Below are 13,400 nucleotides of genomic sequence, written 5' to 3'. Positions count from 1 at the left end.
CTAGCTGGATGTGGCTTCGGTGCCTTCGAGCGAAGACAGCCTTCCCTTCACGTCCAGCAACCAGGCGAGATTATCCTCGCTTGCATCATCCGAAAAAGCCCGTTCAGCCGCCTTGAGTTCGCTATGTAGCGTGCGGGCGCGCCGATGCAAGACGAGAGCCTGGCGAATCATGTCGGAAACGGCGTGAGGATCGGCATCGTGAGCCAGACGGGCCCTGTCGGAAGGTCTCACGAGGCGTTCGAGGCGGGCATGGGCCTCCCGCACGGCCGGCGAAGCCATCAGCCGCCCGATGCCCTCGGCGGTCGATTCGCCGTCCACCACCGCCTGTAGCAGCGCCTGGCACAGGCGCAGCGCGCTGTGGCCCTGCCAGTCTGCCTCGGCCAGCTCATCGGCCATGACGGCAAGGATGGCGGGGTGGGCGGCCAGCCCGATGAGAACTGTCGCCTCGCGCGTGTTGTCGCCCACGCCAGGCGTCGCGAAGATGGCGGAACGGGCCAGCGCCGGGCTGGCACGCAGCGGCTGGGATGACAGACCGCCAGTCATGGCGGCGCGCTGGCGCGGCTGATAGGAGCCCTCGCGCCGATCCGCATAAGGTCCGTCCCGGCGCTCCATGCGCCGGCCGCGCGCCGGCTGCCGCGGGAACAGGGCGGCGAGCCTTGCGTCCATCTCGTCGCGGTAATGCCGCCGCGTGGCCTCGTCCCTGATCTGTGAGAGCACCTGGCCCAGCCGCCGCTCGAAGGCGGCCCGGCGCTCGGGCGTGTCGAGCGGGGCGGCCTCGATCTCGCGCGACCAGATCAGATCGACCAGCGGCCGCGCCGCGGCCAGCACTGCGCCCACGGCTTCGGGCCCGCCCGAGCGCAGCAGGTCGTCCGGGTCCTGGCCCTCGGGCAGCAGCGCGAATTTCAGCGACTTGCCCGGCTCCATGAGCGGCAGCGCGATGTCGATGGCGCGCCACGCAGCCTTGCGCCCGGCCTTGTCGCCATCGAAGCACAGCGTCGGCTCGTCGGCCATGCGCCAGAGCAGGGCGAGCTGATCCTCGGTCAGCGCCGTGCCCAGCGGCGCCACCGCATGGGCAAAGCCCGCCAGGGTCATCGCGATGACATCGACATAGCCTTCAACTGCGATGACCTGCCCCGCATCATGCGCGGCCTTGCGGGCGACGTGATGGTTGTAGAGCAGCCGGCCCTTGTGAAACAGGCCGGTCTCCGCCGTGTTGAGATACTTCGCCGGCGCGTCGGGGCTGAGCGCACGCCCCCCGAAGGCGATGACGCGGCCGCGCACATCGGCGATGGGAAACATCACCCGGTCGCGGAAACGGTCATAGGGCACCGCGATATCGTCGCCATGGATCAGCAGGCCGGCCTCGATCATCAGCTCGGCCGGGATGCCTTTGCCCGCCAGATGGTCGCGCAAGGCGAAGCGCTCGGCGGGCGCATAGCCCAGCCGGAAGCGGCAGGTGGGATCGCCCCAGAGCGCGCGCCCCTCAAGATAGCGCCGCGCCTCGACGCCGCGCGGGCCGCGCAGCTCCGCCTCGAAGAAGGCCGCCGCCAGTTCGATCACCTCGAAAAGGCCCTTGCGCTCCTCCTCGTGACGGACGGCATCCTCGCTGATGCGCGGAAGGATCACTCCCGCCTCCGCCGCCAGCCGCTCCACCGCCTCGGGAAAGGACAGGCCCTCGGTCTCCATCACGAACTTGAAGATGTCGCCATTGCGCCCCGACGAGAAGTCGAACCAGGCCTGCTTCACGTCATTGACGAAGAAGGACGGCGTCTTTTCCTTGCCGAAGGGCGACAGGCCCTTCCATTCCCGCCCAGCCTTGGTCAGCCGCACGCGCCGGCCCACGACCGTGGAGGCGGGCAGCCGGGCCTTGATGTCGTCAAGAATGGAGGGGGGGAACTTCATCGCAGTTGTATAACGCGGTTGGCGCGGGCCGTCATGACGGCGAGACGATGAGTTTTGACAAAATACCAAACGTATATACACTGACTGACAATTCCAAGCCAGAGGCGCGAGTCCCGGTTCGTATGTGACAGGTGTCATCACGACAGGGCAGCCGATGGGGCAGCTGCCTGGGAGCCGCTAGAAACTGGCGGCCGAACATGTGAATTTCGAATGGGACGCGCAGAAAGCGCGCCGCATCCTTGCCGAGCGTGGCATCGATCTGACTGACATGGTCCTGCTCTGGCGTGGGCCCCGCAGCGAGGTCCGAACGGATCAAGATGGTGAACCCGGTGGAAAATCATCGGCGAACTGGAGGGCCGGATCTTCGCGGTGATCTTCACGATGCGTGGCGACACGATACGGATCATCACGCCGCGCCGGGCGAGAAACAATGAAGAACGAGCGTATCGTGAAAGCCACCCTGGACAAGGCGAAGGGTGGCCGCACTGACAGGGCAAGAGTCGATGCCGCGACCGAAGCCGAGCTTGAGCAGATGGACCGTGACGACCCTGATCTTCAGGGCTTCGAGAACGTTGACTGGTCAAGGGCAGACGTCGTTCTCGCTGCGCCCAAATCGGCCATATCCATCCGCCTCGACCCTGACGTCCTCGACTTCTTCAAGGCAGGGGGCAAGGGCTATCAGAGCCGAATCAATGCCGTGCTGCGCAGCTACATGAAGGCTGCGCGCAAGCCCTGAAGCTCCATCACAACGCGGCGACGCGGCGGGCCCTTGCCCTGATCCCGTGATGGCCGTCGGGCTTGGCCAGGGCGCAGGCTGCCAGCGAATCCTCCGTGATTCGGGATCGAAGCCGTGGTCGAGCCCCTCCGCGCGTTGGTGGAACCCGATAAAGAGCAGCTGCTTCACGCCGGGCCAGACGAAGAGAGCCTTGATGCGAACAGGTCCCGGCGCGGCCCTGTCCTGATGCTTGCCCTTTTCCGTCGCCTCAGCCGCCGAGCGCGGACTTCACAAGGCCGCTGGCCTTCGTGAAGTCCATCTGCCCCGCATGGCGGGCCTTGAGCGCGGCCACAACCTTGCCCATGTCCTTCATCGAGGCCGCGCCCGTCTCGGCGATGACGGCGGCGATGGCGGCCTTGACCTCATCCTCGGAGAGCTGGCTCGGCATGAAGGAGGCAATGATCGCGATCTCGCCGTTCTCGGTCGCGGCGAGTTCCGGGCGGCCATTGGCGGCGTAGATGGCCGCCGATTCCTGGCGCTGCTTGATCATCTTCTGCATGAGGGAGAGCACTTCATCATCGCTGGCCTGGGTTCGTCCGGCCCCGCGCGATTCGATGTCCTTGTCCTTCAGCGCAGCCTGAATCAGGCGCACGGCGCTGACCTTCGCCTTGTCGCCGGCCTTCATGGCCGCCTTCAGCTCTTCGGTCAGGCGCTCGCGCAGGCTCAGGGATGGGGACATGGCTCTCGTTCTTTCGTGATTCGCGCCGCCTGCGTTGACGGGCGGGCACTGGCGATTTAAGGCTCCCGCTCCAGACTGCAGGGCGATCAGCCTTGGATCATTGGTGGTCCGGCATGGCCGGTCTGGAAACAGGCATAGCATGACAAGCGCACAAGAAAACCCCGCTGCCGGCGGCTGGAGCGAGCCGCGCGCGACCGCCCTCCTGGTGCTGGCCGACGGAACCGTTCTCGAAGGCTTCGGCGTCGGCGCGATCAGCGCCGCCCAGGGCGAGGTCTGCTTCAACACCGCGATGACCGGCTATCAGGAAATCCTGACAGATCCATCCTATAACGGGCAGATCCTCACCTTCACCTTCCCCCATGTCGGCAATGTCGGCACGAATGAGGACGACACCGAGACGGTGAACGCCGCCGCGCAGACCGGCGCCTGCGGGATCGTGCTGCATGCCGCCATCACCGAACCGTCGAACTGGCGGCAGACGCGCCATTTCGATGCCTGGCTCAAGGCGAAGGGCATTGTCGGCATCAGCGGCGTGGACACCCGCGCGCTGACCGCGCTGATCCGCGACAAGGGCATGCCGAATGCGGTCATCGCCCATTCTCCAGATGGCGTCTTTGACATTCCGGCGCTCAAGGCGCAGGCGGCCGCCCTGCCCTCCATGGACGGGCTCGACCTGGTGCCGAAGGTCACCGGCCAGCAGCGCTATGGCTGGAGCGAAGGCCCGTGGAGCTGGCCGGATGGCCATGCGCCCGTCGCTCCGGCGCGTCACCGCGTCGTGGCGATCGACTATGGCGTGAAGCGCAACATCCTCAGATTGCTGGTGCGCGCAGGCTGCGAGGTCATCGTGATGCCGCCCACCTCGACCACCGAGGAGATCATGGCGCTCAATCCCGATGGCGTCTTCCTGTCCAACGGACCGGGCGACCCGGCCGCGACCGGCGTCTATGCCGTTCCCACCATCAGGGGCGTGCTGGAAGCCGGCACGCCGACCTTCGGCATCTGCCTGGGCCACCAGATGCTCGGGCTCGCCATCGGCGCCCGCACCTTGAAGATGAAGCAGGGCCATCACGGCGCGAACCATCCGGTCAAGGAGCACGCCACCGCCAAGGTCGAGATCGTTTCGATGAACCATGGCTTCGCGGTCGATCCGGCGACCCTGCCCGCCAATGCGCGGGAGACCCATGTCTCCCTGTTCGACGGCTCCAATTGCGGGATCGCACTGACGGACAGGCCTGCCTTCTCCGTGCAGCACCACCCCGAAGCCTCGCCCGGCCCGCAAGACAGCCACTATCTTTTCGACCGTTTCGTGAAGATGATGGACGAGCACAAGGTGAAGAAAATAGCGTGACGAGCTGGCGCGAATACTGGGATTCAGACAACCCGATCTATGTTTCGCAAAGGCACAAGCTGCTGCATTATCGGCTGATTGCGCGCGACATCGCTGCGTTCGTCCCGTCGGCTGAGGCGCATGTGCTCGATCATGGCTGCGGCGAGGCGCTGAGCGCCGATCTGGTCGCGCGCGCATCGAGCCGGCTCTACCTGTGCGATGCCTCCCCCACAACCCGGGCGAGGCTGGCGACGCGGTTCGTCAACGAGCCGAAGATCCACGTGATCCCACCCGAAACGCTGGATATCGCCATCCCCGATGCCAGCCTTGATCTGGTGGTGGCCAATTCGCTGGCCCAGTATCTGACGCGGGACGAGCTGCGGGCGACCATGGCCGTGTGGCGCGCCAAGCTGAAGGATGGCGGCATCGTGATCCTCGCCGACATCATTCCGCCCGATCTCGGCCCCGTCACGGATGCGCGCGCGCTGCTCTCCTTCGCCTTCAGCGGCGGCTTTCTTGCAGCCGCCGTAGCCGGGCTCGTGCGTACGGCCTTCTCCGATTACCGCCAGCTGCGCAGCAAGCTCGGGTTGACCACCTACAGCGCATCCGACATGGGCAGGGTGCTGCACGAGGCGGACTTCGTGGCCGTGCGCCAGCTTCCCAATCTCGGCCATAACCCAGCGCGGCTCTGCTTCGTGGCGCAGCGGCGCGACTGAAGCAGCCTCAGCGCTCCGCTCCCTCTCTTTTCCGGCGTCAGTTCTCCGGCTTGCGGTCCGCGAAGCTCCAGAACTTGTGCCCCGTGAAGCTCAGCCCCATCACCAGCCCGGTGGTCACCAGCTGCATCGGCAGGTAGGGCAGGCCCAGCCGATCCACGAACAGGGTCATGAGCGCCCAGGTAGCGACGAAGCCGCCTGCCGCGATGACGATGAAGCGCCATCCCGCCGCGCCGTGGGAGCGCTCGGTCGTGAAGGTGAAGCGCCGGTTGAGCGCATAGGACACGCCGGCGCCCGCAACGAAGCCGGCCAGCGTGGCCGGCACAGCAGCGACGCCGCACAACTCCACCAGCGCGACCAGCACGCTGTAATGCACCACGGACGTGGCTGCGCCTATCCAGACATAGGAGGCGAGCTGGCCAAGCCGGATCATGCCGTGCCTCCGCCCGCAGCGCAGGCCGCCAGCATCGCGGCGAGGTCCGGCGGGGAAGACCAGTCGATCACCGAAAACGGCAAGGCGGGGTCGCTCAGACGCTCCGGCACCGCACTGTCACGGCACGGCGCGAACCAGCCCAGCCAGGCGGCGCGCACATCATCCTGGGTGGTGAGGTCATTGGCGCCGAGCGCCTCGCGCCGGAAGGCAGCGGACGGGGCGGGCGCGATCAGCGCGCGGGCAAGGCCCGGCCGATAGCGCAGCAGCGCCACATGCGTCACGGCAATCGGCCCGGCGATCTGGCAGGTGCCCAGCCGCTGGACCACGGCATCGCGCGAAATCCTGAGCTTGTGGGCGCGGCTCCAGTCGCCGGCCGGGTCCTGGCCCTCCACCAGATCGCAGAAGGCGGGCAGCGCGCGCAGCGAGCCACGAAACACGGTGAGCGATTCGGGCACGCCCAGCGCCATCAGCCGCCCCTCGCGGACAAGCACGAGCACCCGCTCGGAAGCGCCATAGGCGCAAGCTGCGCCTCGCTCGGCCCCGGCGAGGAGATGCAGCGCGCCGGTGGTCTTGCCGGCGCCTGAGTCGCCGAGAAGCAGCAGCCCCGCCCCGCCATGGCGGACAAGGCCGGCATGCAGCACCCAGGCGCCGGCCGCGGCATAGGCCGGGGTGAGGATCTGGTCCCGCACGAGCTTGCGGAACTCATCGCGGCGGCCAGGGCCCGGCGGCGCCGCCAGCACGATCTGGCGGGCCACATCATCGACCATGGCGCGCGCGCCGCTGGCACTGAAGGCAACCATGCGACGCCCGCCCGGCAGGGGCTGGATGGTGAGGTCCCGGTGCTCGAAGACGTTCTTGCCACGGTGCTGCGCCACCTGCTGCAGCGGCGCGTCGGCTCCGGCGAGGCGGCCCGCGAGACAGGCCGCGTCATCCACGAGGCGGATGTCGATCTCGGCTTCGGGCGCGGATGGCAGGACGAGGCGGCTGGCAAGCGGCACGATGTCGGCGACGAGATCGCCAAGGCCCGCCCCTCGGCAGCGGATGGACGGCGCCCCGTCCGCACCCAGCACAAGGGTCTCGCCCGGGGGCGCGCCGACCGGATCAAGCCCGTAGCGCGAGGCCAGTTCCCGGATCACCGGCAGCGCGCCTGCGCCGAAGCCAAGGGCGCGTGGCTCGCCTGTCACGGCGTCCCACGGCCAGCCCATCACCACGGCGCGCCGTTGCGGGGCGCCATCGCCCGGGCAGAACCGCAACGGCGCCTCGACGGTGATGTCGGGCCTTGCCACGGGCTCTCCGGTCAGCAGATCGACCAGGCCAAGGATGGCGCGGCCACAGGCGACCCCGTTCTCGAGATAGCGCGAGGCGAGCCGCTGGCGCGCATACCAGCGCCGGCCAAGGTCGAGCCCATCATGCAGGGCGCCGAGATCGCGCCAGGCGCGCTCGTGCAGGCCGGGCGACAGCTTCTGCACCAGCCCGTCAGGATCGAGCAGGGGGCGCAGCCGATCCTGGCGGTTCGCGAGATCGCGATAGGCGGCGCGTGTGAAGGACAGCTCATCGCCGCCGCGTTCGGAGCCGAGCAGGCCGAAGCCCAGTTCGAAGGGATTATGTGCGCCGACAAGCCGCCAGCCTTCGCCTGCGTCTCGTTCGAAACGGAGCTGGTCGTTCATCACGCCCACGCCGAGCGCGCGCACGCCCTGCTCGCAGAGCCTGGCGGTGAGCTGGGTCGAGGGGTTGGTGACGACGATGACCGTGCGCCCCGCCAGCGCGGGCATCAGCCCTTCGATGATCGCCATGTTCTCGGTGAAGAGCGCATCCTTGCTGCGCTGGCGCGAGCGGCGCGAGGTGCGCAGGCCCAGCGCCAGCACCAGCGGCCCGGCGCCACCCCCGGGCGGCGCATCGGACGCCACGATCTCCACCGCCAGCGGCGGCAGGTCGGCGAGATGGATGCGCAGCAGCTCGGCGCGGGAATGATGGCGGCACCAGATCCGGAAGCGCAGCGTCGTGCCATGCAGCGCCGCTACCGTCAGCAGCGCCCGAACGGCGCGGCCGGCGCCAAACACGTCCACGATGCGAGGCAGGTCCCGCGCCGGAGGGTCGGCGAGTTCCGGCCGCAGCAGCGTGAGCGCCCCACCCAAGAGCCGCTCAGGACCGCGCGAGGCCAAGCTGGCCGCCTGGATGCCGGCGGCGGAAATCCTCCGCCGTGAAGCCTGCCAGCCGCATCAGCGCCACGGCCAGCGCATCGCCGGCCGCGAGCGTCGCGGTGGAGGAGGTGGTCGGCGCCTGTCCGTTGAGGCAGGCCTCGGGCACGTCCGGCAGGAGCAGGACATGGTCCGCCAGCCGCGCCAGCTCGCCCTCGGCCTTGCGCGTGATGATCAGCAGCGGCAAGGCCCGGCGGCGGGCATCATGGGCGATGTCGAGCAATTCGCGCGTGCCGCCCGAGGCGGAGAGCAGCAGCACCGCATCGCCCTCCAGAACCATGCCCAGATCGCCATGGCTGGCCTCGGCGCCATGAACGAAGAAGGCGGGCGCGCCGGTGGAGGCGAGCGTGGCGGCGATCTTGCGTCCGACATGGCCGCTCTTGCCGACGCCCGAGACAATGATGCGACCGCCCGCCCGGCGCACCGCATCGAGCACGCGCAGCGCGGCAAGCCAGCCGGCATCGATGCCGCGCGCCATCACGCGCAGCGCCTCCGCCTCCTCGTCGACCACGCGGCGCATGGCGTCGATCAGGGCAACATCAGCGGCGGGAGGTGAGGACGGGGCGGCGTCTGGCATCGGCTTCGACCGTGAAACGGGGCGCTCTCATCATAAGCGGGGGCAGTTCCCAAGTCCAATCCCAAACTGATTCAATGGCGAGCCCCGGCCGGGAACGGCGGTCAGCTGCGGTTGTAGACATCCTCGAGGCGGATGATGTCATCCTCGCCCAGATAGCTGCCGGTCTGCACCTCGATGATCTCGGTGTCGATCTTGCCGGGGTTCTCTAGGCGGTGGACTTCGCCCAGTGGAATGTAGATCGAGCGGTTCTCGTTGAGCAGCTCGACCCTGTCGCCAACCGTGACCTGCGCCGCGCCGCGCACGACGACCCAATGCTCGGCCCTGTGGAAATGCTTCTGCAGCGAGAGCCGGCCGCCAGGATAGACCACGATGCGCTTGACCTGGAAGCGGTCCTGCAATTCCAGGGTCTGGTACCAGCCCCAGGGCCGGTACATGCGGGAATGGTCGGTGGCCTGGCTGGCGCCCTGCTTGCGCAACTGATCGACCAGCGTCTTGACCTCGCCGGACCGGCTCTTGTCGCAGACCAGCACGGCATCGCGGGTGGCGACGACAACCGCATCGCTCATGCCGACCACCCCGACCAGCGGGCCATCGGTGGAGGCGTAGACGTTGTGCGAGCTGACCGTGACGACATCGCCTACCGTGACGTTGCCGGCCCCGTCCTTGTCAGAGATGTCCCACAGCGCATCCCATGTGCCGACATCCGACCAGCCGAAGGAGCCGGGGATGACCGCAGCCCTGGTGGTCTTCTCCATCACCTGATAGTCGATCGACTTCTTGTGGGTCTTCTCGAAGGCCTCGGCGTCAAGAACGAGCGCGCCAAGATCCGTCTCGGCGCGCTTGAGCGCCTCGTGCACCGCGATCAGGCTTTCCGGCGAGAAGCGCTCATACTCCGCCAGCAGCGTGGAGGCCTGGAACAGGAAATTGCCTGAATTCCAAAGATAGCCCTCCGCCAGATAGCGCTGGGCCGTGGCGGCGTCGGGCTTCTCGACGAAGCGCCTGACGCGGCATGTCTCGCTGCCGCCAATCGCCTCGCCCGGCTCGATGTAGCCATAGCCGGTCGCCGGCATGGTGGGCTCTATGCCGAAGGTGACGATATGGCCCTGCCGCGCCGCCTCCGCGCCGGCAGCCACCGTGGCGCGGAACCGCGGCACATCGCGCACCAAATGGTCAGCGGCCAGGACCAGAACGAGGTCGTCGGGCCGCTCGCGCGCGATCATCGCGGCGCCGGCCGCGATGGCGGGGCCCGAATCGCGGGCCATGGGCTCGAGGAGCAGGTCGGCCTTGCAACCGATTTCGGCGAGCTGGCGCTCCACCATGAAGCGCAGGCGCTTGTTGGTGACGATCAGCGGCCGGCCGAAGAGCCCGGGGTCGGCCACACGCAGCACGGTTTCCTGAAAGGTCGAACGGTTGCCGATCAGCGGCGCGAACTGCTTGGGGAAGGATTCACGGCTGAGCGGCCACAGGCGCGAACCGGAGCCGCCGCACATGATGAGGGGTGTAATCGTCATGATATCCGTTACCTTTCGGCGTCCCCACGCCCGTTCTATCAGCATAGCTACTTTGCTCAACCGTGGTGCGACCGGCTTGATCGCGATCAGTTAATCATCGCGCGCAGCAAGGGCAGCCCTGAAACCGGAACATTCATGGCACATCACGCCAGGCGTGCGAGCGAGAAGGCACGGACATCCTGAAGCAGCCTGACGAACAGCCCGGCCTGATGCCCGGCCGTGAGCCTGCCCTTCCCGGCGGTGGCGATGGAGGCGTCGCCGGCGGCGCCGTCCGCATGGATGTCCTGCGCGATCCAGGCGAAGGCGGTGACGCCGGTCGGCCTCAGGATCTCGAAGCTCCGGGCGATCTCGACAGAGTTGGGCTCGAAGTTGATGGCCTTGTCCATCTTCACCAACTCGGGCCGGAAATGCAGCATCAGCGAGGTCTCCATGTCGCCGCCATGGATGCCGACCGTCATCTCCTTGTCGGTGTAGAGCCCCGGCGGCTTGCCCAGCCGCGACCAGGACGACGACACCGCCAGCATGTCGAAGCGCACGCGAAGCTCACGGCAGACCACATCCATGAGCGCGACATTGCCGCCATGGGAGTTGACGAAGACGAGCTTCCTCAAGCCAGCGCGATGCACCGCCTCGCCGATCTCGGTCCAGGCCTTCAGCGCTGTCTCGGCGGTGAGGGTCAGGGTGCCGGGCGAGCGGATATGTTCGTTGGACTTGCCCACGCTCTGCACGGGCAGGAACAGCGCATCGAGTTCGGCCGGGCACTGGCGCATGGCCTCGGCCACCATGCCGAGCGCGATCTCGGTATCCGTCGAGACGGGCAGATGCGGGCCATGCTGCTCGATCGCCGCGATGGGCAGGACCGCGATGGTGGCTTCGGGGTCGAGGCCGTGGAAATCGCGGGTGGTGAGATCACCCCAGTGACGGGCGGGCATGGATGGCATTCTCCGGCTGCATCATCGGTCGGGCTGAAGCTAGGCCCTTCGCTCCCTGCATCGCAAGACGAGAAGCAGCTTGCTGCCAGCGTGTTTGTCAACAACGCCTGTCCCTGCGACATCCATGACGTATCTTGCGGGAGACATTCAATGTCCAGAGGATTTGATCCTCAGATCCTGATCGTCCTGCACCAACGCCTTCTCCAGGATCGCGCATGGCCGGAAGCGCAGCATGCCACCGTGTTGGGCCGAACCCTCGGAAGCGCGCTGAAGGCCTTGGAAAATCTGGCGCTGTCTATCGCGTTGAGGCTCGCAACGCAGTCCGTATCAAGATCGGCGCGGCCTCTGCAGACATCAAGGAATCCGGGGACATCACGATCGTTGCGAAGGATTACGACGTGAAGGCCTCCGGCCGCGCCAGCGTAAAGGCATCCGGCGATGTCACCATCATGAGCCGAAAGATCGCGAACAATCGGGGGCGGCTGCTCGGGCAACCCACGGCATCACCACTCCCGCATCGCCCCGCCCACATCCGCGATGAAGCCCTTGCGCCTGAGCTCGCTTGCGACATTCCGGCCTGGTTCACCGCCGGGTCATGATCATGCCGCCGCCCCTCTTCCGAGAGCGCCGGGTCGAAGCCTTCGCGATAGAGATCGCACAGGTCCACCTCATGGCCGGCGCCCCCGAGACCCGCCAGCGCCGCATCGCGGATCGAGGCGTGGAAGCTTTCGGGCAGCGGGTGGCCGTAGAGTTAAAGGATGCGCATGAGGCCCGCCCTCACGCTTTCGGCACGAAGGTCCGCATCTTGCCGGGGTTGAGCAGGCCGTGAGGATCGACATCGTGCTTGAAGCCGAGCTGGTCCGCATCGACCCGCTTGTGCCGCGAGCCATCCTCGAGCGTGTAGACATGCGGGTTGGCGATGAAGACGCCATTGGCCTCATGCAGCGCGATGATCTCGTTCAGGCGCACGGCGTCCGTGTAGATCACCAGCGGCAGGGCCGAGCAGGTCATGCGCCCGCCGAAGCGGATGAACTCGCAATGGGGGATGACCTCGCCCGGGAACATGTCGCGCATCTGGAGCACGCTCTGCATGAGGCGATCATGCGGATACAGGCACTGCAGATAGGTGACGGTGCGGTCGATCTTGAGCGCCTGCAGCGTGGTGTGGTTCCAGGCGAACTCGTAGATCGGCAGCTTGCCGGGCGCTTCCTCGTTGACCGCCTCGTAGGTGACGGCGCCACGCTTGCCGAGGATCATGCGGAAGCTCTCGACGGAGCCCTCCGCGATCATGGCCACCAGCACATGCTTGCCTTCGGGGAAGGCGTGGGACAACTCCCGGAAATAGGAGGGCAGCGGCCAGGCGATGGGCGTCAGCAGCTTCTTGACCACGCCATCGGCCAGCGCGACCGCCTGCCCGACCTGCATGGCCGTCTCGAAATCGTCGAAGGCCACGACAAAGTCGATCCAGGGCCAGGCCGGCGCGGTGGGCATCTCCAGCGCCGTGATGATGCCGGTGGTGCCATAGGCGCGGTTGACGAACTGGGCCGCCTCCGCCCTCAATTCGATGACCCGCGGCGTTTCCTCAAGCGTGACGATGCGCGCGGCGATGATGTTGCCCGGCTCGCGAAGGCCGCCATAGGTCACCGAGCCGACGCCGCCCGAGCCGCCTGCCACGAAGCCGCCGATCGTCGCCATGCGCTTGGTGGAGGGGTGCATGCGCAGTTCCCAGCCGGTGGGGCGCAGCTCCGCGTCCATCTCGTCCATGCGCGCGCCCGCGCCGACGCGCACCACGCCCGGACGGCTCCACTCGATGCGGTTGAGCGCCGTCATGTCGAGAAGGACGCCGCCTTCCAGCGGCACGGCCTGGCCGTAATTGCCGGTGGCGCCGCCGCGGATGGTGAGCGGGATGCGGCGCCGCGCGCAGGAGGCGGCGATGCGGACCACATCGGCCTCATCCCGCGGGCAGGCGATGATCTCCGCCGACTTGCCGTGGAGCTGGGCATTGAGCACCGGCGAATACCAGAAGAAATCGCGGCTGCGGCGGCGCACGGACTGCATCTCGGTGATGACAGGCACGTCGCCGATGTCGGCCATGAAGCCGGCGATGTCATGGGGCGGACGAGCGGGGGCGCCATCGGCGGCCTGCCGGATGGCGGAAGCGGTTTCGGCCAGCGTCATGGGCTTGGATCCTTCGCATAAACAGCCGCTGGCCTGCGTCTGAAGGAGGCAAGCCGGCGCTCGTGAAACCGATTATAGAGCGCTTCGGGCGGATTGCACGGTGGATGGCTGCATAACATGCTTGTTTTCACGGCAAAGTTCTGCCTTCGATTTGAGCACGGATGCACTGGACCGG

At 67.3% G+C, this 13,400-nt stretch carries 12 protein-coding genes; 4 read left to right on the top strand and 8 right to left on the bottom strand.

The annotated features are described in order from the left end of the window. The gene (locus HEQ16_06060) at nucleotides 1–1,902 is read right to left on the bottom strand and encodes a DNA primase (GenBank protein ID MCO4053612.1); all 1,902 of its coding nucleotides are present in this window, start codon (nucleotides 1,900–1,902) and stop codon (nucleotides 1–3) included. A 336-nt stretch (nucleotides 1,903–2,238) separates the two neighbouring features. Here HEQ16_06060 and HEQ16_06055 point away from each other — a divergent pair, with 336 nt between their 5' ends. Continuing rightward, nucleotides 2,239–2,391: a BrnT family toxin gene (locus HEQ16_06055; protein ID MCO4053611.1), complete on the top strand. Its 153-nt coding sequence runs from the start codon at nucleotides 2,239–2,241 to the stop codon at nucleotides 2,389–2,391. After that, nucleotides 2,333–2,638 carry a BrnA antitoxin family protein gene (locus HEQ16_06050; GenBank protein MCO4053610.1) on the top strand — a complete coding sequence of 102 codons (306 nt, stop codon included), beginning with the start codon at nucleotides 2,333–2,335 and terminating at the stop codon, nucleotides 2,636–2,638. The genes HEQ16_06055 and HEQ16_06050 overlap by 59 nt, the downstream gene beginning before the upstream one ends. 247 nt (nucleotides 2,639–2,885) lie before the next feature. Here HEQ16_06050 and HEQ16_06045 read toward each other — a convergent pair whose 3' ends face one another. Further along, nucleotides 2,886–3,356 carry a GatB/YqeY domain-containing protein gene (locus HEQ16_06045; protein ID MCO4053609.1) on the bottom strand — a complete coding sequence of 157 codons (471 nt, stop codon included), beginning with the start codon at nucleotides 3,354–3,356 and terminating at the stop codon, nucleotides 2,886–2,888. A gap of 139 nt (nucleotides 3,357–3,495) precedes the next feature. Between HEQ16_06045 and carA the strand changes: the two genes are divergently transcribed. Together carA and HEQ16_06035 are read left to right on the top strand one after the other, a co-directional pair. Next, complete coding sequence (gene carA / locus HEQ16_06040) at nucleotides 3,496–4,704, top strand: glutamine-hydrolyzing carbamoyl-phosphate synthase small subunit (GenBank protein MCO4053608.1); 1,209 nt, start codon at nucleotides 3,496–3,498, stop codon at nucleotides 4,702–4,704. Beyond that, nucleotides 4,701–5,399, top strand: a complete 699-nt coding sequence (locus HEQ16_06035; protein ID MCO4053607.1) for a class I SAM-dependent methyltransferase — start codon at nucleotides 4,701–4,703, stop codon at nucleotides 5,397–5,399. Before carA ends, HEQ16_06035 begins: the two co-directional genes overlap by 4 nt. Nucleotides 5,400–5,436: 37 nt before the next feature. Here HEQ16_06035 and HEQ16_06030 read toward each other — a convergent pair whose 3' ends face one another. The 6 genes from HEQ16_06030 to HEQ16_06005 form a co-directional block, all read right to left on the bottom strand. Beyond that, on the bottom strand, nucleotides 5,437–5,829 hold the full coding sequence (locus HEQ16_06030) for a GtrA family protein (protein ID MCO4053606.1): 393 nt from the start codon (nucleotides 5,827–5,829) through the stop codon (nucleotides 5,437–5,439). Continuing rightward, nucleotides 5,826–7,991 carry a hypothetical protein gene (locus HEQ16_06025; GenBank protein ID MCO4053605.1) on the bottom strand — a complete coding sequence of 722 codons (2,166 nt, stop codon included), beginning with the start codon at nucleotides 7,989–7,991 and terminating at the stop codon, nucleotides 5,826–5,828. The genes HEQ16_06030 and HEQ16_06025 overlap by 4 nt, the downstream gene beginning before the upstream one ends. Continuing rightward, nucleotides 7,972–8,604, bottom strand: coding sequence for an SIS domain-containing protein (locus HEQ16_06020; protein ID MCO4053604.1), 633 nt, complete (start codon nucleotides 8,602–8,604; stop codon nucleotides 7,972–7,974). Before HEQ16_06020 ends, HEQ16_06025 begins: the two co-directional genes overlap by 20 nt. 101 nt (nucleotides 8,605–8,705) lie before the next feature. Further along, nucleotides 8,706–10,115 carry a mannose-1-phosphate guanylyltransferase/mannose-6-phosphate isomerase gene (locus tag HEQ16_06015; protein MCO4053603.1) on the bottom strand — a complete coding sequence of 470 codons (1,410 nt, stop codon included), beginning with the start codon at nucleotides 10,113–10,115 and terminating at the stop codon, nucleotides 8,706–8,708. A gap of 143 nt (nucleotides 10,116–10,258) precedes the next feature. Beyond that, nucleotides 10,259–11,056: a creatininase family protein gene (locus tag HEQ16_06010; GenBank protein MCO4053602.1), complete on the bottom strand. Its 798-nt coding sequence runs from the start codon at nucleotides 11,054–11,056 to the stop codon at nucleotides 10,259–10,261. Between the two features lie 768 nt (nucleotides 11,057–11,824). Continuing rightward, on the bottom strand, nucleotides 11,825–13,225 hold the full coding sequence (locus HEQ16_06005; GenBank protein MCO4053601.1) for an FAD-binding oxidoreductase: 1,401 nt from the start codon (nucleotides 13,223–13,225) through the stop codon (nucleotides 11,825–11,827). Nucleotides 13,226–13,400: the final 175 nt, after the last annotated feature.

The organism is Bosea sp. (in: a-proteobacteria) (assembly GCA_023910605.1).
GTDB lineage: Bacteria > Pseudomonadota > Alphaproteobacteria > Rhizobiales > Beijerinckiaceae > Allobosea.
Note: the sequence above shows the minus strand (reverse complement) of the source record. Positions and strands in the feature narration are given on the sequence as shown.

Bases quoted from the DNA above. Each gene is read 5' to 3' on its own strand.
- HEQ16_06060 (MCO4053612.1), bottom strand. From the start codon at position 1,902: ATGAAGTTCCCCCCCTCCATTCTTGACGACATCAAGGCCCGGCTGCCC.
- HEQ16_06050 (MCO4053610.1), top strand. From the start codon at position 2,333: ATGAAGAACGAGCGTATCGTGAAAGCCACCCTGGACAAGGCGAAGGGT.
- HEQ16_06045 (MCO4053609.1), bottom strand. From the start codon at position 3,356: ATGTCCCCATCCCTGAGCCTGCGCGAGCGCCTGACCGAAGAGCTGAAG.
- carA (MCO4053608.1), top strand. From the start codon at position 3,496: ATGACAAGCGCACAAGAAAACCCCGCTGCCGGCGGCTGGAGCGAGCCG.
- HEQ16_06030 (MCO4053606.1), bottom strand. From the start codon at position 5,829: ATGATCCGGCTTGGCCAGCTCGCCTCCTATGTCTGGATAGGCGCAGCC.
- HEQ16_06020 (MCO4053604.1), bottom strand. From the start codon at position 8,604: ATGCCAGACGCCGCCCCGTCCTCACCTCCCGCCGCTGATGTTGCCCTG.
- HEQ16_06015 (MCO4053603.1), bottom strand. From the start codon at position 10,115: ATGACGATTACACCCCTCATCATGTGCGGCGGCTCCGGTTCGCGCCTG.
- HEQ16_06010 (MCO4053602.1), bottom strand. From the start codon at position 11,056: ATGCCATCCATGCCCGCCCGTCACTGGGGTGATCTCACCACCCGCGAT.
- HEQ16_06005 (MCO4053601.1), bottom strand. From the start codon at position 13,225: ATGACGCTGGCCGAAACCGCTTCCGCCATCCGGCAGGCCGCCGATGGC.